At 74.7% G+C, this 24210-nt stretch carries 20 protein-coding genes; 7 read left to right on the top strand and 13 right to left on the bottom strand.

The annotated features are described in order from the left end of the window. Nucleotides 1-92 precede the first annotated feature (92 nt). On the bottom strand, nt 93-854 hold the full coding sequence (locus ACFVQZ_RS34685) for an SDR family NAD(P)-dependent oxidoreductase (RefSeq protein WP_030497396.1): 762 nt from the start codon (nt 852-854) through the stop codon (nt 93-95). Nucleotides 855-1173: 319 nt separating this feature from the next. On the opposite strand from ACFVQZ_RS34685, the gene ACFVQZ_RS34680 reads away from it, so the two are divergent. Beyond that, on the top strand, nt 1174-1692 hold the full coding sequence (locus ACFVQZ_RS34680; protein WP_383628841.1) for a heme-binding protein: 519 nt from the start codon (nt 1174-1176) through the stop codon (nt 1690-1692). A 170-nt stretch (nt 1693-1862) separates the two neighbouring features. Here ACFVQZ_RS34680 and ACFVQZ_RS34675 read toward each other — a convergent pair whose 3' ends face one another. Continuing rightward, nucleotides 1863-3014, bottom strand: a complete 1152-nt coding sequence (locus tag ACFVQZ_RS34675; RefSeq protein WP_383628800.1) for an acyl-CoA dehydrogenase family protein — start codon at nt 3012-3014, stop codon at nt 1863-1865. A gap of 116 nt (nt 3015-3130) precedes the next feature. On the opposite strand from ACFVQZ_RS34675, the gene ACFVQZ_RS34670 reads away from it, so the two are divergent. Both ACFVQZ_RS34670 and ACFVQZ_RS34665 read left to right on the top strand, forming a co-directional pair. After that, complete coding sequence (locus tag ACFVQZ_RS34670) at nt 3131-3736, top strand: TetR/AcrR family transcriptional regulator (RefSeq protein ID WP_030497399.1); 606 nt, start codon at nt 3131-3133, stop codon at nt 3734-3736. A 60-nt stretch (nt 3737-3796) separates the two neighbouring features. Beyond that, nucleotides 3797-5104 (top strand): ROK family transcriptional regulator, encoded by a 1308-nt coding sequence (locus ACFVQZ_RS34665; protein ID WP_030497400.1) that lies wholly within the window; start codon nt 3797-3799, stop codon nt 5102-5104. 34 nt (nt 5105-5138) lie between these two features. Here the strand turns inward: ACFVQZ_RS34665 and ACFVQZ_RS34660 are convergent, their stop codons facing one another. The 5 genes from ACFVQZ_RS34660 to ACFVQZ_RS34640 form a co-directional block, all read right to left on the bottom strand. Continuing rightward, a complete protein-coding gene (locus tag ACFVQZ_RS34660) occupies nt 5139-6278 on the bottom strand; it encodes an XdhC/CoxI family protein (RefSeq protein ID WP_030497401.1) in 1140 nt (379 codons plus the stop codon). Nucleotides 6279-6315: 37 nt separating this feature from the next. Next, complete coding sequence (locus ACFVQZ_RS34655) at nt 6316-7788, bottom strand: NCS2 family permease (RefSeq protein ID WP_383628797.1); 1473 nt, start codon at nt 7786-7788, stop codon at nt 6316-6318. A 249-nt stretch (nt 7789-8037) separates the two neighbouring features. Then, nucleotides 8038-10425, bottom strand: a complete 2388-nt coding sequence (gene pucD / locus ACFVQZ_RS34650) for a xanthine dehydrogenase subunit D (protein ID WP_383628795.1) — start codon at nt 10423-10425, stop codon at nt 8038-8040. Between the two features lie 2 nt (nt 10426-10427). After that, entirely contained in the window at nt 10428-11015 is a 588-nt protein-coding gene (locus ACFVQZ_RS34645; RefSeq protein WP_383628793.1) for a (2Fe-2S)-binding protein, read from the bottom strand. A 2-nt stretch (nt 11016-11017) separates the two neighbouring features. Then, complete coding sequence (locus tag ACFVQZ_RS34640) at nt 11018-11911, bottom strand: xanthine dehydrogenase family protein subunit M (protein WP_030497405.1); 894 nt, start codon at nt 11909-11911, stop codon at nt 11018-11020. Between the two features lie 322 nt (nt 11912-12233). Between ACFVQZ_RS34640 and ACFVQZ_RS34635 the strand changes: the two genes are divergently transcribed. Both ACFVQZ_RS34635 and ACFVQZ_RS34630 read left to right on the top strand, forming a co-directional pair. After that, on the top strand, nt 12234-13928 hold the full coding sequence (locus ACFVQZ_RS34635; RefSeq protein WP_383628791.1) for a PucR family transcriptional regulator: 1695 nt from the start codon (nt 12234-12236) through the stop codon (nt 13926-13928). A 296-nt stretch (nt 13929-14224) separates the two neighbouring features. Next, complete coding sequence (locus ACFVQZ_RS34630; protein ID WP_383628789.1) at nt 14225-15028, top strand: hypothetical protein; 804 nt, start codon at nt 14225-14227, stop codon at nt 15026-15028. A gap of 18 nt (nt 15029-15046) precedes the next feature. Here the strand turns inward: ACFVQZ_RS34630 and ACFVQZ_RS34625 are convergent, their stop codons facing one another. From ACFVQZ_RS34625 to ACFVQZ_RS34615, 3 genes are all read right to left on the bottom strand, one after another. Continuing rightward, a complete protein-coding gene (locus ACFVQZ_RS34625; protein ID WP_383628787.1) occupies nt 15047-16636 on the bottom strand; it encodes a hypothetical protein in 1590 nt (529 codons plus the stop codon). A gap of 107 nt (nt 16637-16743) precedes the next feature. Further along, nucleotides 16744-17400 carry a hypothetical protein gene (locus tag ACFVQZ_RS34620; protein ID WP_383628785.1) on the bottom strand — a complete coding sequence of 219 codons (657 nt, stop codon included), beginning with the start codon at nt 17398-17400 and terminating at the stop codon, nt 16744-16746. A 63-nt stretch (nt 17401-17463) separates the two neighbouring features. Next, on the bottom strand, nt 17464-18327 hold the full coding sequence (locus tag ACFVQZ_RS34615; protein WP_383628783.1) for a GntR family transcriptional regulator: 864 nt from the start codon (nt 18325-18327) through the stop codon (nt 17464-17466). Between the two features lie 193 nt (nt 18328-18520). Between ACFVQZ_RS34615 and ACFVQZ_RS34610 the strand changes: the two genes are divergently transcribed. Further along, nucleotides 18521-19390, top strand: a complete 870-nt coding sequence (locus tag ACFVQZ_RS34610) for a (2Fe-2S)-binding protein (protein ID WP_383628781.1) — start codon at nt 18521-18523, stop codon at nt 19388-19390. Nucleotides 19391-19603: 213 nt separating this feature from the next. Beyond that, nucleotides 19604-20689, top strand: a complete 1086-nt coding sequence (locus ACFVQZ_RS34605; protein ID WP_030497412.1) for a DUF2637 domain-containing protein — start codon at nt 19604-19606, stop codon at nt 20687-20689. Nucleotides 20690-20721: 32 nt separating this feature from the next. Here the strand turns inward: ACFVQZ_RS34605 and ACFVQZ_RS34600 are convergent, their stop codons facing one another. From ACFVQZ_RS34600 to ACFVQZ_RS34590, 3 genes are all read right to left on the bottom strand, one after another. Then, nucleotides 20722-21084: an ATP-binding protein gene (locus tag ACFVQZ_RS34600; RefSeq protein WP_321193358.1), complete on the bottom strand. Its 363-nt coding sequence runs from the start codon at nt 21082-21084 to the stop codon at nt 20722-20724. Between the two features lie 126 nt (nt 21085-21210). Next, a complete protein-coding gene (locus ACFVQZ_RS34595; RefSeq protein ID WP_030497414.1) occupies nt 21211-22953 on the bottom strand; it encodes a pyruvate dehydrogenase in 1743 nt (580 codons plus the stop codon). A 27-nt stretch (nt 22954-22980) separates the two neighbouring features. Then, nucleotides 22981-24210 (bottom strand): protein phosphatase 2C domain-containing protein (locus ACFVQZ_RS34590; RefSeq protein WP_383628778.1); only part of this gene is annotated, 1230 nt, incomplete at its 5' end.

The raw sequence follows: 24210 nt of genomic DNA, 5'->3' as shown, positions 1-24210 counted from the left end.
GCACGAACCTAACATCGCGGCCGCCTCCGTGCGGCACTCGGTGCCGGAATATTCCGGCACCGAGTGCTCTGGCCCCTTCGGCAGGGGGTGCGTCAGCGGGCGGACATCCGCAGCGCGCCGTCCATCCGGATCGTCTCGCCGTTGAGGTAGTCGTGCTCGGCGATCATGGTGATCAGGCGGGCGTACTCCTCCGGCTGGGCGAGGCGCTGCGGGAAGGTGACGCTCGCCGCCAGTCCGGCCCGGATCTCCTCGCTGAAGCCCGCCATCATCGGGGTGTCCACGATGCCGGGGGCGACCGTGACGACCCGGATGCCGAACTGGGCGAGGTCGCGGGCGGCCGTGATGGTCATGCCGGCGACGCCCGCCTTGGACGCGGCGTACGCGATCTGGCCGACCTGGCCCTCGAAGGCGGCGATCGAGGCGGTGTTGACGACGAGGCCGCGCTGGCCGTGCGCGTCGGGCTCGTGCCGGGCGATGGACTCGGCGGCGAGCCGCATCACGTTGAAGGTGCCGACCAGGTTGACGTTCACGACGGTACGGAACAGGTCGAGGTCGTGCGGGCCCTTGCGGCCCAGCACGCGGGCCGAGGGGGCGATGCCGGCGCAGTTGACCGCGAGCCGCAGTTCGGCGCCGTCGGCGTCGATCTCCGCGAGCGCGGCGCGGACCTGCTCCTCGTCGGTCACGTCGGCGGCGAGCAGCCGGACGCCCTCCGGCAGGGCGCCGGCGGCGGCGACGGCCTTCTCCAGGTCGAGCCCGTAGACCGTGGCGCCGCGCGCGGCGAGCGCGGCGGCGGTGGCGGCGCCGAGCCCGGAGGCGGCACCGGTGACGAGAGCGGCGGAGCCGGCGATGTCCATGGAACTCCTCGTTCGTGTCGTGCGGGTGACCCTGCCGGCGGGTTGGCCGCCGGACCGGGGGCGCGTCCCCGCGGGGGACCGCGCGGTCTGCGCGATCTGCGCCGCCACCATAGAACCCCGTGCGCGGAGCGGACGGGACGGGGGTCATCCGATCGGTGGACCCGGGGGTCCACCGATCCGGGCGCGGCCGGCAGCCGGTGCGCCGACGGGCGGGGCCGGGATCGGCACCCAGGATGAAGCGTCAGTCGATCTTCGTCCCCGACCCCCCTGGAGCGGAAGCCCTGTGAAGCACGTGAAGAAGTCCCACCGGACCCGTCTGATGACCGGGGGCGCGATCGTCGCCGTCGGCCTGGCGGGCGTCGGCGCCTACTCCGCGAGCGCCGGCGGCGAGGCCGCCGCCCCCGCGGCCGTCACCGAGGCCGCGAGCGCGCGCACGACGACCACGCAGCACCTGACGGTCGCGGCGGCGACGGAGGCGGCCCGGGCGGCGCTGGCGGCGGCCGAGGCGGAGAACCAGCGGGTGACGGTCGCCGTCGTGGACCGGAACGGCACCACCCTCGTCACCCTGCGCGGCGACGGCGCGGGCCCGCAGTCCGCCGTCTCGGCGGAGCGGAAGGCGTACACGGCGGTGTCCTGGAACGCCCCGACCTCGGTCCTCGCCGGCCGCCTGGCCCGGGCGCCGCGGCTGAAGGACATCCCCGGCACCCTCTTCCTCGGCGGCGGCACCCCGGTCACCGCGCAGGGCGCCCCGGTCGCGGGCATCGGCGTGGCGGGCGCCCCCTCGGGCGACCTGGACGAGAAGTACGCCCGCGCGGGCGCGGCGGCCCTGGCGCGCTAGCCCCGCCCGGCACGGCCCCGGCCCCGGCCCCGGCCCCGGCCCCGGAAAAAGCCGGACCCCGGTGCGCCTGAAACGGGGGAACACAGGCGTACCGGGGTGGCGGATCCGAGCATACGCCCGAATTGGTTCAACACGAAATCAACGCCGGAGGGGCACGCGGATCCGGACGGCTACTTCTCCGCGCGCGCCAGTCCCCGGCTGATGACCAGGCGCTGGATCTGGTTCGTCCCCTCGAAGATCTGCATGATCTTGGCCTCGCGCATGTAGCGCTCGACCGGGAAGTCGCGGGTGTAGCCGTAGCCGCCGAGGACCTGGACCGCGTCCGTGGTCACCTTCATCGCCGTGTCCGTGGCGATCAGCTTGGCCGCGCTGGCCTGGCGGCTGAAGGGGCGGCCGAGGTCGCGGCGGCGGGCCGCGTCGAGGTAGGTGGCGCGGGCGGCGTCGACGGCGGCGGCCATGTCGGCGAGGAGGAAGCCGAGGCCCTGGTGGTCGACGATGCGGCGGCCGAAGGTGGTGCGCTCGTTGGCGTAGTCGACGGCCGCGTTCAGGGCGGCCTGGGCGAGGCCGGTGGCGCAGGCGGCGATGCCGAGGCGGCCGTTGTCGAGGGCGCTGAAGGCGATCGGGAGGCCCTGGCCCTCGGCGCCGATGAGCCGGTCCCCGTCGATGAGGGCGCCGTCCCAGTAGGCGGAGGTGGTGGGGACCGCCTGGAGGCCCATCTTGCGCTCGGGGGCCCCGAAGGACAGGCCCTCGGTCTCGCCGGGGGCGAGGAAGCAGGAGACGCCGTGGCCGCCGGGCGCGGTGCGGGCGAAGAGGGCGTAGAAGCCGGCCCTGCCGCCGTGGGTGATCCACGCCTTGGTGCCGGTGATCCGGTACCGGCCGTCCTCCTGGCGCTCCGCCTTGCAGGCGAGGGCGGCGGCGTCCGAGCCGGCCTGCGGCTCGGAGAGGCTGTAGCCGCCGACGAGCCGGCCCTCCAGCATCGACGGGAGCCAGCGCTCCTTCTGGGCGTCGGTGCCGAAGGCGTACAGCGGGTGGCAGGCGAGGGTGTGGACGCTGGTCGCGACGGCGACGGCCGCCCAGCGGGCCGCCAGCTCCTCCAGGACCTGGAGGTAGACCTCGTACGGCTGGCCGCCGCCGCCGTACTCCTCGGGATAGGCGAGGCCGAGCAGCCCGGCCCGGCCGAGGGTGGCGAAGAGCCCGTCGGGATAGGTCTCGGCTGCCTCGTGTGCGTCCACCCGGGGCGCGAGCTCGCGGTCGGCGATCTCGCGGGTGAGGGCGATGAGGTCCGCCGCCTCGGGGGTGGGGAGCAGGCGGTCGACATCCATGGCGACTCCATCGGCGCGCAAAGTGGTACTAGGACTGGTACTCCAGTACCGCTAAAAATAGCGCATCCGTGAGTGGAAGGAACCCCTCCGGCCGGGTGGCCCGGCATACTGTTCGGGTGATCGAGACCTCCGCCACCGACACCCCGAAGCTCACGGGGCGCGGAGCGGCGCGCCGTTCCGCCCTCTTCGAGGACCTGGTCGCCCTGCTCGTGGGCGAGGGCTTCGCCCGGCTGACGCTGGACGACCTCGCCGCCCGGCTGCACTGCTCCAAGCGCACCCTGTACGGCCTGGCCGGCAGCAAGGAGCAGCTGGTCCGGGCCGCCGTGGTGCACTTCTTCCGGCGCGCCACCGCCCGCGTCGAGGCGGGCCTCGCCGCCGCGAGCGGGCCCGCCGAACGGCTCTCCGCCTATCTGCGGGCCGTCTCCGCCGAACTGGCCCCCGTGTCCCCGCAGTTCTTCGACGACGTGGCCGCGTTCGAACCGGCCGCGGAGGTGTACGAGCGGAACACCCGGGCCGCCGCCGGCCGGGTGCAGCAGCTCATCGAGGAGGGCGTCGCCGCCGGCGTCTTCCGGGAGGTCCACGTGGCCTTCGCCGCCGACGTCATCGCCTCCGTGATGGTCCGCATCCAGCGGCGGCAGGTGGCCGCCGCCACCGGCCTCGCGGACGCCGAGGCGTACGACCAGCTGGCCGAGCTGCTGCTCAGCGGGCTGCGCCGGGCCTGAGCCCGCCCCGGACGCACCGCCCGACCCGCCCGATCCGCCCACTCACCGCGAGGGACGCCAGTGACCAGACCGACCGGCCGGACCGTCCGGGACCTGCGGCGCGAGAACCGCACCGCGGTCCTCCGGCGGCTGTACTTCGACGGCCCGCTGAGCCGCTTCTCGCTCGGCCCCGCCACCGGGCTCAGCTCCGGCTCCGTCAGCAACGTGGTGGCGGAGCTGGTCGCCGAGGGGCTCGTCGAGGAGGCCGGCAGCGTCGACTCGGCCGGCGGCCGGCCCCGGATCCTGCTGCGGATCGCCCCGGGCAGCGGGCGCATGATCGGCGTGGACGTGGGCGAGACCCGGGTCCGGGTCGAGCTCTTCGACCTCACCCTCACCGAACTCGCCCGCGCCGAGCGGCCCTTGGACCCGGACGGGCGGGGCGCCGCGCGGTACGAGGTCGAGGCCGTCGTCGACCTCATCCGCGACGGCGTCGCCGAGGTGCTGCGCGCGGCGGCCGTCCCCGCCGAGTCACTGCTGGGCGTCGGCATCGGCGTCCCCGGGATCGTCGAGCACCCCGCCGGGGGCGGCGCCGTCGTGCACGGGCAGACGATCGGCTGGGACGCGGTCCCGCTGGAGCGGCTGCTCCGCGAGCGGGTCGACCTGCCGGCCGGGGTGCCGTACCGGATCGACAACGGCGCCCGGACGCTGGGCCAGGCCGAGATGTGGTTCGGCGCGGGCCGGGGCGCGGGCAGCGCGGTCGTGGCCCTGTTCGGCTCCGGCGTCGGCGCCTGCGTCACCACCGACCCGTCCGGGCCCGGCCGGGCCCTGGAGTGGGGCCATCTGAAGGTGCGGGTCCGGGGCCGGCGGTGCCGCTGCGGCGCCCGCGGCTGCCTGGAGGCGTACGCCGGTGCCGGGGCGCTCGTCGAGCGGTGGCGGGAGGCGGGCGGCGAGCCGCCGGCCGGCGCGGGCGAGGAGGCCGCGCTCGCGGCGCTGGTGGCCGCGGCCCGCCCGGCGGACGGCGGGACGCCGGACCCGGCGGCGGTCGCCGTGCTGGCGGAGACCGCCGAGTACCTGGGCGCCGGCTTCGCCGACCTGGTCAACCTCTTCCAGCCGGAGCGGATCCTCGTCGGCGGCTGGGCCGGGCTGCTGCTCGGCCCGCGCTTCCTGGCCGAGGTGGAGGAGCACGCGCGCGCGTACGCGCTGGCGTACCCGGCGGCGCGGGTGAGTCTCGGGATGGGCACGCTGGGCCCGGACGCGGTCACGGTCGGCGCGGCGCTGCTGCCGCTGGCGGACTTCTTCGCGCGCGGCGGGCGCCGCGAGGAGCCCGGCCCGGCGGAGGCGGCCCCGGCCTGGGCGGAGACCGTACGGGAGCGCACGGCCCGGCCCTGACGGGCGCCGCCGGTACGAACTCTCCTGGGGCGCCCTAGGCGACGGAGCCGATGCGGCCCGCGACGGGCGCGTCGGGGCCGTCGTGGTGGATGGGGGTGTGCGCGCCGGTGAGCGAGGCGCCGCTGCCGCCGCGCCGGTCGGCGACGATCTCCGCGGCGATCGACAGGGCCGTCTCCTCGGGGGTGCGGGCGCCGAGGTCGAGGCCGATCGGGGAGCGAAGCCGGGCCAGTTCGAGCTCGGTGACGCCGACCTCGCGGAGCCGCCGGTTGCGGTCCTCGTGGGTGCGGCGGGAGCCCATCGCGCCGACGTAGGCGACGGGAAGTCTGAGGGCGGCCCGGAGGAGCGGGACGTCGAACTTGGCGTCGTGCGTGAGCACGCACAGCACGGTCCGGCCGTCGACCTCGGTCGACTCCAGGTAGCGATGGGGCCACTCGACGACGACCTCGTCGGCGTCGGGGAAGCGGGCCTTCGTCGCGAAGACCGGGCGGGCGTCGCAGACGGTGACGTGGTAGCCGAGGAACTTGCCGACCCGGACGAGGGCGGAGGCGAAGTCGATCGCCCCGAAGACGATCATGCGGGGGGCGGGGACGGAGGACTCGACGAGCAGCGTCAGCGGCTGCCCGCAGCGGCTGCCGTCCTCGCCGATCTCCACCGTGCCGGTGCGGCCGGCGTCGAGCAGGGCGCGGGCCTCGGCGGCGGCGGTGCGGTCCAGCTCGGGGTGGCCGCCGAGCTTCCCCTCGTACGAGCCGTCCGGGCGGACCAGGAGCGCCTGGCCGAGCAGGTCCCCGGGGCCGGAGACGATCCGGGCGAGGGCCGCCGCCTCTCCCGAGACGGCGGCGGCCAGCGCGGCGGGGAAGACCCCGCCGCGGACCGGGGTGACGAGGATGTCGATGACGCCGCCGCAGGTCAGGCCGACCGCGAAGGCGTCCTCGTCGCTGTAGCCGAAGCGCTCCACGACGACCTCGCCGTCGTCGAGCGCCGCCTGGCACAGCTCGTACACCGCGCCCTCCACGCACCCGCCGGAGACCGAGCCGATCGCCGTGCCCTCGCTGTCGACGGCGAGGGCGGCGCCGGGCTGGCGGGGCGCGCTGCCGCCGACGGCCACCACGGTGGCCACGGCGAAGTCGCGTCCCTGCTCGACCCACCGGTGCAGCTCTTCGGCGATGTCCAGCATGTCGGTCTCCTTGGCGGTGTGGGGAGGGCGGGGGGCGTCAGCTGACGCCCAGCCAGCCCTCGATGGGGTGAAGGGCGAAGAACACGATGAAGATCGCGGTCAGGCACCACATGAACGCGCCGACCTCGCGCGCCTTGCCCTGCGCCACCTTGATGACGGTGTAGGCGATGACGCCGGCCGCGACGCCCGGGGTGATGCTGTACGTGAACGGCATCAGCACCACGGTCAGGAAGACCGGGGTGGCGACGGAGCTGTCGCCCCAGTTCACGTGCTTGGCGTTCATCATCATCATCGCGCCGATGACGACCAGGGCGGCGGAGCCGACCTCGCGGGGCACGATCTGGGTGATCGGGGTGAAGAAGAGGCAGGCCGCGAAGAACAGGCCGGTGATCACCGAGGAGAAGCCGGTGCGGGCGCCCTCGCCGACGCCGGTGGCGGACTCCACGAAGACGGTCTGGCCGGAGGCGCCGGAGACGCCGCCGATCGCGCCGCCCGCGCCGTCGATGAACAGCGCCTTGGACAGGCCGGGCATCCGGCCCTTGTCGTCGGCGAGGTTGGCCTCGGTGCCGACGCCGATGATGGTGGCCATGGCGTCGAAGAAGCCGGCGAGGACCAGGGTGAAGACGATGACGCCGACGGTGATGTAGCCGACGTCGCCCCAGCCGCCGAAGTCGACGTCGCCGAAGAGCGAGAAGTCCGGGGTGGAGACCGCGCTGCCCTTGAGTTCCGGGGAGCCGTTGGCCCAGGAGCCGGGGCCCTTGGCCGGGATGTCGGCGATCGCGTTGACGATCAGCGCGATGACGGTGCCGGCGACGATGCCGATGAGGATGGCGCCCGGCACCTTGCGGGCCTGGAGGGCGAAGATCGCGAGCAGGGTGACGGCGAAGATCAGGACGGGCCAGCCGACCAGTTCGCCGCCGGCGCCAAGGGTGACGGGCGGGCCGAACTGCGGGCCGGCGCCGACGAAGCCGGCCTTGTTGAAGCCGATCAGGGCGATGAAGAGGCCGATCCCGATGGTGATGCCGTGCTTGAGCGGCAGCGGGATGGCGTTCATGATCATCTCGCGGAGGCCGGTGACGACCAGGAGACAGATCACGACACCGTAGACGACGCACATGCCCATCGCCTGCGGCCAGGTCATCTGCGGCACGACCTGGGTGGCGAGCACACCGGAGACGCTGAGGCCCGCCGCGAGGACGAGCGGCACCTTGCCGACGAAGCCCATCAGCAGGGTGGTCACCGCCGCCGCGAACGCGGTCGCCGTGATGACGGCGGAGGCGGCGAGGACGTTCTTGTCGACGTCCGGGCCTCCGAGGAGGATCGGGTTGAGCAGGAGGATGTACGCCATCGCCATGAAGGTGGTGACGCCACCGCGGATCTCCGTGCCGACGGAGGATCCTCTCTCCGAGATGTGAAAGTACCGGTCGAGCCAAGACCGCCCGGCGGGGTTGCGCGAGCCGGAGCCCGCGTCCTCCGCGGCGGTCTTCGGCTCCACAGACGACTGGGTCATGGGGCCTACTCCCAAGGTTCAAAGGGGCACCCGCCCGAGGGGGACTCGTATCGGCGGGATTTGGGAAACGCTGTTGGCTGCACGACCCGGGGGACGGCCCGAGACGAACGGGGTACTGCGGGTGCTGCGGATCCTTCGGTACTGCGGTCCTGCTGGTCCTGCGGGTACTGCGGGGTCCTGCTGCTCCGGGCGGTGCGGGCGGGGAGGGAAGTGTGACGTTCCTGGGAGGCACGCACCGCCCGGAGGGTCCTACAGGGTGCCGGTGAGCGCTTCGGGGCGGACCGGCGTCTTGTTCAGCTCCAGGCCCGTCGCGTTCCGGATCGCCGCGAGGACGGCCGGCGTGGACGACAGGGTCGGGGCCTCGCCGATGCCCCGGACGCCGTACGGCGCGTTGGGGTCGGCCAGTTCGAGGTACTCGACCGGGATGGTCGGGGTGTCGAGGATCGTCGGGATCAGGTAGTCCGTGAAGGAGGGGTTGCGCACCTTCGCGGTCTTCGGGTCGACGATGATCTCCTCCATCACCGCGACGCCCAGGCCCTGGGTGGTGCCGCCCTGGATCTGGCCGACCACGGAGAGCGGGTTGACGGCCTTGCCGACGTCCTGGGCGCAGGCCAGTTCGATGACCTTGACCAGGCCGAGCTCGGTGTCGACCTCAACCACCGCGCGGTGCGCGGCGAAGGCGTACTGGACGTGGCCGTCGCCCTGGCCGGTGACGAGGTCGAAGGCCTGGGTCGGACGGTGCCGCCACTCCTCCTCGACCTCCACGGCCTGGTCCTCCAGGACGTCGGCGATGGTGGCGAGGGCCTCGCCGCCGTCGGTGACGACCTTGCCGCCCTCCAGGAGGAGTTCGGCGTTGGCCCACGCCGGGTGGTACGAGCCGAACTTGCGCCGGCCGATCTCCAGGACCCTCTCGCGGACGAGCTCGCAGGAGTTCTTGATGGCGCCGCCGGTCATGTACGTCTGGCGGCCCGCGGAGGTCGAACCGGCCGAGCCCACCTGGGTGTCGGCGGGGTGGATGGTGACCTGCTGGACGCCGAGCTCGGTGCGGGCGATCTGGGCGTGGATGGTGACGCCGCCCTGGCCGACCTCGGCCGCCGCGGTGTGGACCGTGGCGACGGCCTCGCCGTTGATGACCTCGAGGCGGACCCTGGCGGTCGAGTAGTCGTCGAAGCCCTCGGAGAAGCCGACGTTCTTGATGCCGACCGCGTAGCCGACGCCGCGGACGACGCCCTCGCCGTGCGTGGTGTTGGAGAGGCCGCCCGGCAGCGCGCGGACGTCCGCGCCCTCGCCGGCCGCCTCCCACTGGCGCTCCGGCGGCATCGGGCGGGCCTTGACCATGCGGAGCAGTTCGGCGACCGGGGCCGGGGAGTCGACGACCTGGCCGGTCGGCATGAGCGCGCCCTGCTCCATGGCGTTGATCTGGCGGAACTCCACCGGGTCCATGCCCAGCTTCGCGGCCAGCTTGTCCATCTGGGCCTCGTAGGCGAAGCACGCCTGGACCGCGCCGAAGCCGCGCATGGCGCCGCAGGGCGGGTTGTTGGTGTAGAGGCCGATCGCCTCGATCTCGACGTCGTCGATGACGTACGGGCCGACCGAGAGGGAGGAGGCGTTGCCGACGACCGAGACCGTGGAGGAGGCGTAGGCGCCGCCGTCCAGGACGATCTTGCACTTCATGTGCGTGAGCTTGCCGTCCTTGGTGGCGCCGTGCTCGTAGTAGAGCTTCGCCGGGTGCCGGTGGACGTGCCCGAAGAAGGACTCGTACCGGTTGTAGACCATCTTGACGGGCTTGCCGGTGCGCAGCGCGAGCAGCGAGGCGAGGATCTGCATGGAGATGTCCTCGCGGCCGCCGAAGGCGCCGCCGATGCCGGCCATGGTCATCCGGACCTTGTCCAGGGGCAGGCCGAGGCAGGGGGCGATCTGCTCGCGGTCCGCGTGCAGCCACTGGGTGGCGACGTACAGGTCGACGCCGCCGTCCTCGGCGGGTACGGCGAGGCCGGACTCCGGGCCGAGGAACGCCTGGTCCTGCATGCCGAAGGTGTACTCGCCCTTGACGATGACGTCGGCGCGCTTGGCGGCCTCGTCGGCGTTGCCGCGGATGATCGGCTGGCGGTGCACGATGTTGGGGTGCGGGACGTGGTGCGCGTGGTGGTCGTCGCGGTTCTCGTGGACGAGGACCGCGTCCGGGGCGGTGGCCGACGCCTCGTCCGTGATGACCGGGAGTTCGCGGTACTCGACCTTGATCTTGGCGGCGGCGCGGCGCGCGGTCTCCGGGTGGTCGGCTGCCACGAGGGCCACCGGCTCGCCGTGGTGGCGGACCTTGCCGTAGGCGAGGACGGGGGTGTCGCGGAACTCCAGGCCGTAGTTCTTGGCGGCCGGCAGGTCCTCGTGGGTGAGGACGGCGTAGACGCCGTCCATGGTGAGGGCCTCGGAGGTGTCGATGGACACGATCTCGGCGTGCGCGACGGTGGAGCGCAGGACCTGGCCCCACAGCATGTCCTCGTGCCACATGTCCGAGGAGTACGCGAACTCGCCGGTGACCTTCAGGGTGCCGTCGGGGCGGAGGGTGGACTCGCCGACGCCGCCCTTGACGTGGTTCTGGGTGACGTCGCGGGGGATGCCCGTGGTGGTGCCAGCCATGGTCAGACCGCCTCTCCCTGACGGGCGGCCGCGAGGCGGACCGCGTCGAGGATCTTCTCGTAACCGGTGCAGCGGCAGAGGTTGCCGGAGAGCGCCTCGCGGATGTCCGCGTCCGTCGGGGACGGGTTGCGCTCCAGCATCTCGTCGGCCGCGACGAGCAGGCCGGGGGTGCAGAAGCCGCACTGCACGGCGCCGGCGTCGATGAACGCCTGCTGGATCGGGGAGAGTTCGACGCCCTCGCCGGTCTGGGAGTCCTGACCGGGCTTGGCCTCCCACCGCTTGGCCTCGTCGAGCGAGGTGCCGCAGGCGCCCGTGCCGCAACCGGCGTGCTGGGCGCGCTCCTTGGCGAAGTCGGCCAGGCCCTCGACGGTGACGACCTCGCGGCCCTCGACCTGGCCGGCGGCGACCAGACAGGAGCAGACCGGCACGCCGTCGAGGCGGACGGTGCAGGAGCCGCATTCGCCCTGCTCGCAGGCGTTCTTGGAGCCGGGCAGGCCCAGCCGCTCGCGGAGCACGTAGAGGAGGGACTCGCCCTCCCAGACGTCGTCCGCTTCCTGCGGGCGGCCGTTGACGGTGAAGTTGACGCGCATGATCAGGCAGCTCCCTCAAGCGTGCGGCCGGAGCCGCGGTACTGCTCCCAGGTCCAGCCGAGCTGGCGGCGGGCCATGATTCCGACGGCGTGGCGGCGGTACTTCGCGGTGCCACGGACGTCGTCGATCGGGTTGGCGGCGCCCGAGCACAGGTCGGCGAACTGCTTCGCGATCGACGGGGTGATGATCTTTCCGCTGTCCCAGAAGCCGCCCTCCTCCAGGGCCGCGTTCAGGAAGTTCTCGGCCTCCTTGGCGCGGATCGGGGTCGGCGCGGCCGAGCCGATGCCGGTGCGCACGGTGCGGGTCTCCGGGTGCAGCGCCAGGCCGAAGGCGCAGACGGCGATGACCATCGCGTTGCGGGTGCCGACCTTGGAGTACTGCTGGGGGCCGTCCGCCTTCTTGATGTGGACGGTCTTGATGAGCTCGTCGGGCTGGAGCGCGTTGCGCTTCACGCCGGTGTAGAACTCGTCGATGGGGATGAACCGGCTGCCGCGGGCCTGCGACTCGACCTCGACCTCGGCGCCGGCGGCGAGGAGGGCGGGGTGGGCGTCACCGGCCGGGGAGGCGGTGCCGAGGTTGCCGCCGACGCCGCCTCGGTTGCGGATCTGCGGGGAGGCGACCGTGTGCGAGGCGAGCGCCAGGCCGGGCAGTTCGGCCCGCAGGTTCTCCATGATCTGCGTGTACGGAACGGAAGCGCCGAGCCGGACGTTCTCCTCGCCGACCTCCCACTCGCGCAGCAGCTCGATGCGGTTCAGGTCCAGGAGGTACGCGGGCCGCCGGTGGTCGAAGTTGATCTCGACCATGACGTCGGTGCCGCCGGAGATGGGCACGGCCGTGGGGTGCTCGGCCTTGGCGGCGAGCGCCTCCTCCCAGCTGGCGGGGCGAAGGAAGTCCATGGTGGCTCTCTTCTAGTGATTCTGGTGATCGGGGGACGGACGACTGGTTCCCGGGGGGCGTTCGGCCCTCGACTTCGGTGTTCATGTCCTGTTCACGCGGTGTGTGGCCTAGTACACAAGCCCGTCCGGGCCCGTGTGCAGCCACCGAAACCATGAAGGAGTTGGCCGGTGCCCCGGCACGTCTTGTAGATTCGAACGAAAGACGGGGATCGGTCACCTCGCTGTTTCCCCCCGGAAACGGCGGCACCACCGTCCCCGTCCCACCCGTCGAATACTCGACACCCACCACCCACTCCCCACTCGAAGGAACGGCGGCGACACGATGCGGCTGCGCGCACTGCTGGAGAACGACGCGCTCGGGCTGCGCCTGCTGGGCGGCGAGGACGAGCTGGACCGCTCCGTCCGCGGCGTGATGACCACGGACCTCAAGGATCCCAGCAGGTACCTGTCCGGCGGCGAGCTGGTCCTCACCGGCCTGGCCTGGCTGCGGGAGCCGGCCGACGCCGAGCCCTTCGTCCGGATCCTCGGGCAGGCCGGGGTGGCCGCGCTCGCGGCCGGCGAGGCCGAGCTGGGCGACATCCCCGACGATCTCGTACAGGCGTGTTCGCGCCACCGGCTGCCGCTGTTCGCGGTCAACGAATCCGTTGCGTTCGCGACGATCACCGAACACGTTGTTCGACAGGTCTCCGGCGAGCGGGCCGGCGACCTGGCGGCCGTGGTGGACCGGCACCGGCGCCTGATGACCTCGGGCCCGACGGGCGGCGGCCCGGAGGCCGTCCTGGACCTGCTCGGCTCGGACCTGGACCTGCGCGCGTGGGTCCTCTCCCCCACCGGGCGGCAGATCGCCGGCGCCGGCGAGCCGCTGGACCCGGCGCTCGCGGCGTCCCTGGCGGGCGAGCACCTGGCGGCCACCCGGACCGGCCGGCGCGGCCCGCACCGGCTGAGCGTGCAGGGGACGGCGTACTCGCTCTTCCCGATCCGGAACACCTCCCGGGCCGCCGCGCCCGCCTCCCGGGACGTCCGCGAGACGGTGCTGTCGGACTGGCTGCTCGCCGTCGAGGCGGACGCCGGGGACTGGCCGGCCGCCCGGCTCGACCTGCTCCAGGGCGTCACCCAGCTGATCTCGGTGGAGCGGGACCGGCGCGACGCGGCCCGGACGGTGCGCCGCCGGCTCGCCCAGGAGGTGCTGGAGCTGGTGCAGACGGGCGCCGCGCCCGCCGAGATCGCCGCCCGGCTGCGGGTCGCCGCCCCGGTGCTGCTGCCGGGCCTCGGCGCGGCCCCGCACTGGCAGGTCGTCGTGGCCCGCGTCGAGTGGGACCAGGAGGGCGGCCAGCCGCCGGTGGAGCCCGGCCCGGTCACCCAGGCGCTGCTGGAGGAGATCCTGGTCGACCCGGCGACGGTGGGCGCCGACTCCGCCGACCGGATCGCGGTCGCCCACACCGGCGACGAGGCGATCGCGCTGGTGCCGCTGGCCGCCGGGCCGATCCCGGAGAGCGAGGACGACGGCCCGGCGCCCGCCCTGGGCCTGCACGCCGACGCCCTGCTGGCGGCGGTACGGGCTCCGCTGTCGGCCGGCCTCGCCGACGACGGGCGGCTGACGCTGGGCGTCTCGGCCGCCGTGCACTCGGCGGAGGGGCTGCGCGGCGCCCTGGAGGAGGCCCGGCACGCCCGCCGGGTGGCCGCCGCCCGCCCCGGCCGGGTGGCCGCCGCCGGCCACCACGAGCTGGCCTCGCACGTGCTGCTGCTGCCGTTCGTCCCGGACGACGTGCGGCGCGCCTTCACGGCCCGGCTGCTGGACCCGCTGCGGGACTACGACCGGCGCCACCGGGCGGAGCTGATCCCGACCCTGGAGGCGTTCCTGGACTGCGACGGCTCCTGGACGCGGTGCGCGACCCGGCTGCACCTGCACGTGAACACGCTGCGCTACCGGGTGGGCCGGATCGAGCAGCTGACCGGGCGCGACCTGTCCCGCCTGGAGGACAAGCTGGACTTCTTCCTGGCCCTGCGGATGAGCTGACCGCCCGCCCGCGGGCGATCCGGAATTCACTCCTTCGGTTGAGTCCGGAGGAGTGGCGGACGGGCCCCGCGGCGGCCTCCGCCGTGCGGTCCGCCGCACCACCGCCCTCCCTGATCACCGCCGTGATCACGGGCATCGGCGGCCCCTGACGCCCCGTCGGACCCGGTTCCGGCGGGGCGTCACGGCGCTCCCACGGCTTTGTGAAATCTTTCACCCGACCCCTTGGCCGGGTACGTCCGTTCGTGCTGAGATGCCGTCCTACTCAACAGCTCGATGGCGCGCTCGGGGAGGGCAATGTGGCGGACACCGCCATGTCTGGTTCCGAATCAGGGGGCGGCGCAGTTCCGTCCCCCGCCCACGGCAAGGAGACTCCGGTGGAGACCGCCGTGTGGCGGCTCCGCTCCCGCGGCTGCTGGGCCGACGCGGCGGCGCTGCTCGCCCCCCGCGCCCACGAACCGGCCGCCGCGCTCGAACGGGCCGCGCTGCTGATCGAGCGCTGCCTCTACACCGAACAGGGCTGGGCCGAGGCCGAGGAGGCGCTGCGCGCCGCCGAGGCGGTCGCGAGCAGCGACGAGGAACGCGGGGCGGCGGCCTGCGAGCGTGGCCATCTCGCCTACGCCTCCACGCTGTTGGGGGTCCGGGACCGGGCCGACGAGGCCCGGATGGCGCTGGGCCGGGCGGCGGCGCTGATCGCCCCCTCGGAGCCGGGCCGGCCGCTGCTCGACTACCGGCGCGGGCTGATGGCGCAGAACCTGGGCGACTCCCCGCAGGCGGCCCGGGCGGCGTACCGGCGCGCGCACGCGGGGGCCGCCGCGCAGGGCGACTCGCTGCTGCTCTCCTCGACCTGGCGCCATCTCGCGGGCCTCGCGCTGCGCGAGGGCGAGCTGGCCGAGGCGCGGCACGGCTTCGCCGAATCGCTGCGGATCCGCGAGGAGTTGGGCTACCTCGTGGGGACGGCTCCGGCGCTGACGGCGCTGGCCGAGACGGAGACGGAACCGGAGGCGGGCCGGCTGCGCGCCGAGGCCCGCCGGCTCTTCCGGCTGCTGGGCGGCGTCCCCACCTGGCTGGCGTCCCAGCTCACGCCCCGTACCGCCCTGTGAGAGCCACCTGAGGGGGCCTCACTTTCCTTGCGGCTCCAGGCAGATGAGGCTTTCGTCGGTGCCGACGAGCAGGGCGCCGGTGGCCGTGACGGCGACGGCGCGGACCGCCGGGCCCGGCCGGAAGGCGCGCCGCCGGCCGCCCTCGGCGGGGATCAGCTCGACCCGGCCGTCCGCCCAGGCCGCCGCGACGAGCGGGCCGCCGGGGGCGGGGGCGGCGTGCAGGGCGACGACCGGTGACCGGCGCTCGGCGAGCGGTTCGGGGACCGGCGGGCGCCCGGGCGTCCAGAGCCGTACGGTGCCGTCGGCACCGCCCGAGCAGACGAACGGCGTCTCGGAGTCGACGGCGGTCACGGCGGTGACCCGGCCGCTGTGCGAGGCGGCCTGGTGGAGGCCGTTGACGCCGAACGCGTGCACCGAGCCGAGCCGGTCCCCCACCACGACCGAGCCGGCGATGGCCGCGAGCGCGGTGCCGGGGTGCCGGGACAGGGTGGTGGAGACGGCCTCGGTGAGCCGTTCCAGATAGGGCGGGCGGGGCGCCGTGCCGCGTACGGTGTGCAGCCGGCCGCGCTCGTCGAGCAGCAGGACCGTGCCGTCGGCGGTGGGCGCGAGCGCGGTGATCCCGCCGCCGGCCCGGTGCGCGAGCCGTCCGGCGGCGGAGGCGTCGGCCTCCCGCAGCAGCCGGACGGTGCCGGTGCGGTCGCCGACCAGCACCAGCTCGGCGGAGGGCCCGCCGGCGGTGGCGCCGAGGACGGCGACCGGGCCCGGCCACGGCGGGGTGACGTCGCCCCGGTGCCGGGCCCACCGGACCCGCCACGGCGCCGGGGCCGCCCGCTCCGCGAGGGCCGGCCGCAGCCGGGGGTCGGCGCCGTCGCCGAGCGCGGTGAGCAGCACCAGCGCCCGGCCGGCCGGTCCGTCCGCCGCGCACAGCGCCTGTCCGGCCCGCAGCCAGGCGTCCCGCAGTCCGCCGTGGTCGTCGGCGGAGGCGGTCGCGTATCCGGTGGTGACGAGGAGCGGGTCGGCGGCGCAGACGGCGGCCGGGTCGGAGAGGTCCGGGAGCGGCGGCGCGGGCGGGGCGGACGGGGCGGCGGCGTCGCCGTCGAGGTCGAGGTCGACGACGGTGGTGCGGGCGGCCCGGGGCTGCCGGGTGCCGGTGCGGGCCTCCACCACGAGCCGCAGCCGGCCGAGTTCGGCGAGCCCGGCGAGCAGGTCGGCGACGGCGTCCGGTTCGGCGGCGGCGTGCAGGTCGGTGAGGAGGAGCACGGTCCGGCCGGTGCGGCGGGCCTCGCTGGTGGCGAGGGTGGGGGCGAGGTCGGCGGGGGTCCGGGCGACCACGCCGAGCCGGTCGGCGAGGGTCCAGGCGACGCCGAGGGCGCTCTGTCCGGCGAGCGGCACCAGGATCCGGTCGGTCCTGGCCCGGCCGCGCCGGGCCCGGGTCTCGTGCGCCGCGAGCCAGCCGAGCAGGGCGGTCTTGCCGCTGCCGGGGGCGCCGGTGACCAGGCACAGGCGGGGCGCGTCGGGGTCGGTGAGCCAGCCGAGCAGGGCGGCGGCCTCGGGGCGCGTACCGGAGGGTCGGCGTCCGTCCGGCGGGGACGGGATCGCGGACGGCATGGGGCGACCTCACGGGCGGCGCGGGCGAGCGGGCTGACGCCCCTGACCTTAGTGGGCGCGGGGCCCGGGGAGACCGCCCGTCGCGGGACCGGTCTCCCCGGGGGGTGTCACTTCTTCGGGTCGTGGCCGGCCGCGATGGTCCTGATCCGGTCGGCCTGCATCCGGGCGGCGGTCTGGACGTTCTCGGCGGTGACGCCGCTGCCGGTGACGGCGGAGACGACGGAGCCGACGCGCATGTAGACGTTCGTACCGGCCGGGTCGGCGTAGGTGAAGGCGTCGGTGGTGTCGGCGCCGCTGTCGAAGGAGACCGGCTTCACGGAGCGGCGCTTCTCGACGTCGGGCTTCTTCCAGCCGGCGGTCATCTTCTCGACGTGGGCGGTGGCCTGCTCCTGGGTGCCGAAGACGAGGAGCGTGAAGTCGATCCGGTCCTCGGACGAGGAGCCGCGGACCACGCTCTCCTTCAGTCCGGCGACGGTCACGCCGTCGCAGGTCGCGTCCGTCCGCTTGGCGCACAGCTCGGCGGCGTCGGCGCCCTGGGCGGTGACCGGTTCGCCGCCCACGTAGACGTCACCGATGTCGGAGTTCCGCGGCAGCGCGCGGAGCAGTCCGGTGGCGTCGAGGGAGATGTTCGCGCCCTCTCCCGTGGCCTCGTCGAGCGCGTCGAGCGCGTCGCCCGCTCCGCAGCCCGTCAGGCCGGTCAGCAGCGCCGCCGCGACGGCCGCGCCCCGTAAACCTGTCCTCGTCGTCCGCGTCATCGGAGTCATCCGAATTCCCCCTGGGTCCCGTGGGATTGACATGATCGATCCACCCTAACCGGGGGCGGCGCCTCAGCCGTCGGAGCCGGTGAAGTGTTCACGTACCAGTCGCTCGACGACCGGCAGGTCCTGGGACGTGAGGGCGTCGAGGAGCGCGGAGTGCTCGGCGGCGTCCGCGACGAGGTCCGCGTGGCGCGGGACCGGGGCGCTCAGGAGCGGCCACTGGGAGCGCCGGTGCAGGTCGTCGGCGATGGCCAGGAGCTGGCCGTTGCCGGCGAGGGCGAGGACCGCGCGGTGGAAGGCGCGGTCGGTCTCGGCGTAGTGGGCGCGGTCGCCGCGGGCCGCGGCGGCGCCGGTGGCCTCGGCGAGCGGGCGGAGCTCCGCCCAGCGGCCGGCCGGGACGGTGCGGGCCAGCCGGAGCATGACGGGGACCTCGATCAGCGCCCGCACCTCGGCCAGCTCGGCCAGCTCGCGGGCGGTGCGGACGATAACCCGGAAGCCGCGGTTGGGGACGACCTCGACGGCGCCCTCGACGGCGAGCCGCTGCATGGCCTCCCGGACCGGGGTCGCGGACACGCCGAACCGCTCGCCGAGGACGGGCGCGGAGTACACCTCGCCGGGGCGCAGCTCGCCGGCGACCAGGGCGGTCCGCAGGGCGTCGAGGATCTGGCCCCGGACGGAGTGGCGCCGCACGGTGCGCGGGCCGTCGCCGGGGAAGGGGTACGGGGCCTCGCCGTGGGTGTGCTCGCCGCGGGCCTGCTCGGCCCCGGGGCCGCGGGCGGGGCGGGGCTGCTCGCCGCGGGCCTGGCCGGGGACGCGGGCGGTGCCGGCGGTCCCGTACGCGTCGTCCCGCCGCCCGTCGCCGGGGTCCCCGGGGTCGCCGAATGGCACGGACGACCCGTCCGTCGCCCGCTCGCGCGCTGCGCCCTGCTCCACCCGGGTCCTCCTGCGGCCTCGTGCCGGGCCCGGCTCGCGATACCGGGGTCCCCTGTGCACCATAGGCGAACGGACCGTTCCGCGGCGCCGCGCCCGGAGGCGCAGGTGGGAAGGGGTCGCCAGGTGGTGAGACGCGATGCCGTTTCGGGTAAGGTAAGGCTTACCTGCTAACGATCGCGATTCGGTGGTCCGCATGACCGTCCCCGCCCTGCTGCCTTCCCCGCCCGTCTCGCCCGTCGCGGCGGCGTACGCCCGGCTCACCGAGGCGTTCCCCGGCCTGTGCGTGGACGAGACCACCGGGGACGCGCCGCTGCCGAGCGGCGCCGGCTGGGTCCGGGCCGGAGACCTCGCCGCCGGCGGGGCCGCCCTGGACGCCTTCCTCGCCTGGGACAACGCGCAGGTGCTGCGGGACTACGGCCAGCAGGCCCGCCCCGACGTCGTCGCGAGCTTCGGACTGCACCGGTACGCCTGGCCCGCCTGCCTCCTGGTGACCGTCCCCTGGTTCCTGCACCGCCGGGTCCCCCGGCTGCCCGCCGGCGCCGTCTCCTTCCAGCGGACCCGGGGCCGGATGGCGGTCCGCGTCGACGAGTTCGCCTGCCTCCCCGGCGACCCCGCCGCCGCACTGCCCGGCGCCCGGGTGGTCGCGGACGAGGACGCCCTGCGCGCCGAGGTGCGCGCCTCGCTCGCCGAGCACTTCGAGGCCCTGCTCGCCGGCTTCGGCCCGCGGATGCGGCGCGGCCGGCGCGCCCTGTGGGGCATGGTGACGGACGAGATCGTGGAGAGCCTCTGGTACATCGGCGCCCTGCTCGGCGAGGAGGAGCGGGCGATGGCCGAGCTGGAGGCGCTGCTGCCGGGGTCGGGCGGCAGGCCGGAGAAGCCGTACGCGGGCGGCGCCGGGTTCCGTCCGCTGCCGGGCGCCGAGGGGCCGGACGGCGCGCCGCGCCCCACCCGGGACCGGGTCGCCTGCTGCTTCTTCTACACGCTGCGTCCCGAGGACACCTGTCTCACCTGTCCGCGCACCTGTGACGCCGAGCGGGTCCGGCGGCTCGCGGCGACCGCCTGAGCCGTCCGCCATCCCACCCGCCTCACACCACCCGTACGAGTGACGCGAATCGAACGCAACTCCTGTTCCACCGAGGTCCGTTCGAGCAGAAGGTACCTATTCGTATGCCCTGAGCCCCCGTTGGCGTGCTCTTGCCCCGAAACCCCGTGAGCCCGCCGGTCGGTCGGACAGTATGGGCGGCCAAACGCCCCACTGCGATGCGAGGGACACCGCATGAGACTGACCGACATATCGCTGGACTGGCTGCTTCCGGGCGGCGTGATGGTGGCCGGCATCCTGACGGCGGTGGCGGTGCTCGCGCGCGGCAGGCGCGCCGGTGACCAGGCCGCGGCCGAGGACTCCTGGGAGCGCAGCGAGGAGCGGCGCAGACGCAAGGAGGCCATCTACGGATTCGCCTCGTACGGGCTGCTGTTCTGCTGTGCCGCCGTCGCGGCGGCGCTCTCCTTCCACGGCCTGGTCGGCTTCGGCCGGCAGAACCTCAACCTGACCGGCGGCTGGGAGTACCTGGTGCCGTTCGGCCTCGACGGGGCCGCGATGTTCTGCTCGGTGCTCGCCGTCCGCGAGGCCAGCCACGGTGACGCGGCCCTCGGCTCGCGCCTCCTGGTGTGGCTCTTCGCGGGCGCGGCGGCCTGGTTCAACTGGGTGCACGCGCCGCGCGGCCTCGGCCACGACGGGGCCCCGCAGTTCTTCGCGGGGATGTCCCTGTCGGCGGCGGTCCTCTTCGACCGGGCGCTGAAGCAGACCCGCCGGGCGGCGCTGCGCGAGCAGGGCCTGGTGCCCCGCCCGCTGCCGCAGATCCGGATCGTGCGCTGGCTCCGGGCCCCCCGGGAGACCTTCGCCGCCTGGTCGCTGATGCTGCTGGAGGGCGTACGGACCCTGGACGAGGCCGTGGACGAGGTCCGGGAGGACCGGCGGGAGAAGGAGCAGAACCGGATCCGCCGGCGGGAGCAGGCCAAGCTCGACCGGGCGCGGATCAAGGCGCTCAACCGCCAGCACCGGGCCTTCGGGCGCGGCGGGCGGCAGGTGGAGGTGGCGGCGCTGTCCGCCACCGCCGGGACCTCCGGGGGTCAGGCCCCGGGGTCCGGGCCGGGTTCCGCGACGGCCGCGGTGTCCGCCGCCGTCGCGGAACCCGCCATAGCGGACCCGGGACAACTGCCGCTGCGCCCCCGGCCCTCCCTGCAAGCCGTCCGCCACGATGAGCCCCGGCGGGTGGACCTCACCGCCGAGGACGACACCCAGGGGCTGCTGCTCGACGATCTGGAGGCGAAGATCTCCGAGATGGAGCGGAAGCTCGGCTGACGGACCGCGTCACCGCACGGCGGGGCCGCCTCTCAGGCGGCCCCGCCGTGCAGTTCGAACCAGACGACCTTGCCGGAGTCACGCGCGGCGACGCCCCAGGAGTCGGCGAGTTCCCTGACGAGGAGGAGCCCCCGGCCGTGCGTACCGTCGTCGGCGGGCGGTACGGGCGGCGCCGCGAGCCCGGGCTCGTAGTCGCGGACCTCGACCCGGAGCCGGTCCGGGTCGACCTCTGCGGAGACGATCGCCCCGTGGGCGGTGTGCACCAGCGCGTTGGTGACGAGTTCGCTGGTGAGCAGTTCGGCCACGTCCCCGGCGCCGGGTCCGCCCCAGCCGCCGAGGAGTTCGCGTAAGGCGTGGCGGACCTCCGGCACCGCGGTCAGGTCGGCTCCCCCCACCTTTCTGAGCAGTCGAGTCGGCTGTCGTGCGTTCCCGGCCATAGCCCCCACCCACGGTCGCGGTCGAACGGACTCACGGGGAATGCTGCCCCGCGAGCCCGCCGGCATGCGCCGGGCTCCGGCGGCTCAGGGGCGGGGCACGTTCCGCAGGTTGGAACGGGCCATCTGGAGCATCCGGCCCACTCCCCCGTCCAGGACGATCTTGCTGGCGGAGAGGGCGAAGCCGGTGACCATCTCGGCGCTGATCTTCGGCGGGATGGAGAGGGCGTTGGGGTCGGTGACGACGTCGACGAGGGCGGGGCCCTTGTGCTTGAAGGCGTCCTTGAGGGCGCCCGCCAGGTGCTTGGGCTTCTCCACGCGGACGCCGTAGGCGCCGGCCGCGCGGGCGACGGCCGCGAAGTCCGGGTTGCGGTTGCCCGTGCCGTACGACGGCAGTCCGGCGACCAGCATCTCCAGTTCGACCATGCCGAGCGAGGAGTTGTTGAACAGCACGATCTTCACCGGCAGTTCGTACTGAACGAGGGTGAGGAAGTCGCCCATGAGCATGCTGAAGCCGCCGTCGCCGGAGAGCGTGACGACCTGCCGGCCCCGGTCGGTGAACTGGGCGCCGATCGCCTGCGGCAGCGCGTTGGCCATCGAGCCGTGACTGAAGGAACCGATGATCCTGCGGCGTCCGTTGGGGGTGAGGTAGCGGGCCGCCCAGACGTTGCACATGCCGGTGTCGACGGTGAAGACGGCGTCGTCGTCGGCGAGTTCGTCCAGGACGGAGGCGACGTACTCGGGGTGGATCGGGACGTGCTTCTCCACCTTGCGGGTGTACGCCTTCACCACGCCCTCCAGGGCGTCGGCGTGCTTCTTCAGCATCTTGTCCAGGAAGCGCCGGTCGGTGCGGGGCCGGATCCGGGGCGTGACGCAGCGCAGGGTCTCCCGGACGTCGCCCCACACGGCGAGGTCGAGCCGGGAGCGGCGGCCGAGGTGTTCGGGGCGCACGTCGACCTGCACGATCCGGACGTCGTCGGGGAGGAAGGCGTTGTACGGGAAGTCGGTGCCGAGCAGGATCAGCAGGTCGCACTCGTGGGTGGCCTCGTAGGCGGCGCCATAGCCGAGCAGGCCACTCATGCCGACGTCGAAGGGATTGTCGTACTGGATCCACTCCTTGCCGCGCAGGGCGTGGCCGACGGGGGCCTTGAGCCGCTCGGCGAACTGCATCACCTCGGCGTGCGCGCCGGCGGTGCCGCTGCCGCAGAAGAGCGTCACCCGTTCGGCCGCGTCGATCATCCGGACCAGGGCGTCGATCTCCGTGTCGCCGGGGCGGACGGTGGGGCGGGAGGTGACGAGGGCGCTGCTCGACACCTTCTCCGGCGCGGGCTGGTCGGCGATGTCGCCGGGGAGGGCGACGACCGAGACGCCGCCGCGGCCGACGGCGTGCTGGACGGCGGTGTGCAGCAGCCGGGGCATCTGCTGCGGGCTGGAGATCAGCTCGCTGTAGTGGCTGCACTCGCGGAACAGCTGGTCGGGGTGGGTCTCCTGGAAGTAGCCGAGGCCGATCTCGCTCGACGGGATGTGGGAGGCGAGCGCGAGGACGGGGGCCATCGAGCGGTGGGCGTCGTACAGGCCGTTGATGAGGTGGAGGTTGCCGGGCCCGCAGGAGCCGGCGCAGGCGGCGAGGCGGCCGGTGATCTGCGCCTCGGCGCCCGCGGCGAAGGCGGCGGTCTCCTCGTGCCGCACCTGGATCCAGTCGATGGCGGGGTTGCGCCGGATGGCGTCGACGACCGGGTTCAGGCTGTCGCCGACCACGCCGTAGAGCCGCTGGACCCCGGCGCGGACGAGGACGTCGACGAACTGCTCCGCTACGTTCTGTTTGGCCATGGGTCCATCAACACACGGCGCGGCGTCTCACGCCTCCCAGACGGCCGCCGCCGTACGGTCATCGGCGTACCCCGTCACCCTCAGCTGGGTGTCGGCCAGGAAGGCGGCGAGGCCGGGCGGTTCGGTGCCGCCCCAGCGGGCCGCCAGCTCGCGGGCCAGCTCGGGTTCGCCGCGCATCGGCTCGGCGAGCCCGGGCGAGGCGAGCAGCAGGGTGTCGCCGGGACGGGCCACGGAGGCGCGGAACCGGAAGGGTTCGGCGGGCGGCGGGACGGGTTCCTCGACGAGCGGCCCGGGCGCGGTGGTGATGCCGAGGTCCATGGTGAGCCTGTCGCCCTCCTCGGTGGCCTCGGGGGTGCCGTGCGGCGGGGTCGAGCCGAAGCCGACGACGGGCGCTCCGGTGACGGAGGCGGGGTCGGGCAGCAGCGGCTCGATGTCCTGCCAGGCGCCGTCGCGGAGCCGGAAGAGACCGCCGCCGCCGATCCCGAAGAAGACCCGGGTGCGGCAGTCGGGGTCGGCGGGGATCAGCAGGCAGCGGAGGGTCGCGGTGTACGCGTCGGGTGCCAGGCCCCGGTCGGCGGCGCGGGCCCGGAGCCGGCCGTAGGTGCGGTCGGTGAGCCGGTGCAGCCCCGACTTGAGGTCGCCGCGGCGGCCGGTGCGGATGTCCTCGGAGAGCCGGGCGTGGCTGCGGCCGACGGCCTCGCCGATCCAGCGGCAGGCGTCGGCGGCGGCGAGGTGGGCGTCGTCGGCGGCGCGGGAGCCGGCGGCGACGGCGACCAGCACGAGGGCGGTCTCCTCGTGTCCGAAGCGGGCGGTCAGCAGGGCGTCCCGGCGGGGTTCGCCCCGGTAGCGGGCGGAGTCGCCGCGCACGGACGCGGCGCGGAGGGTGGCGGTGCCGTAGCGGGCGCCGTCCAGGACGGTGTCGGCGACCAGGTCGCCGAGCTCGCCGGGGCGCGCGGCGGGCAGGGCGGTGGGCTCGGCCTCGTACGTGGGCGGCCGGCTGCCGACGAACCCGGCGCGGGGCCGGGGCATGGACACCTGCACGGTCGGCTCGTTACCCCCGGGCGCCTCCACCAGCACGGTGACGTCCCCGCCGCGCGGCTCCGGCTCGGGCGCGGGCCCGGGCGCGGACGCGGGGGGCGCGGGCGGCGCGGGCGGCGCGGGCGGTGACGGGAAGGTACGGGGCCCGCTGACGGGCGCCTCCCATGGCGCGGGCCCGAGCACGGCGGGCGCGGCGGCCGGCCGGGGCGGGGCGGCGGG

The sequence above is a fragment of the Streptomyces sp. NPDC057854 genome (assembly GCF_042797055.1).
Lineage (GTDB): Bacteria > Actinomycetota > Actinomycetes > Streptomycetales > Streptomycetaceae > Streptomyces.
The sequence above is the reverse complement of the archived record's forward strand: the minus strand, read 5'-3'. Positions and strand labels throughout refer to the sequence as shown.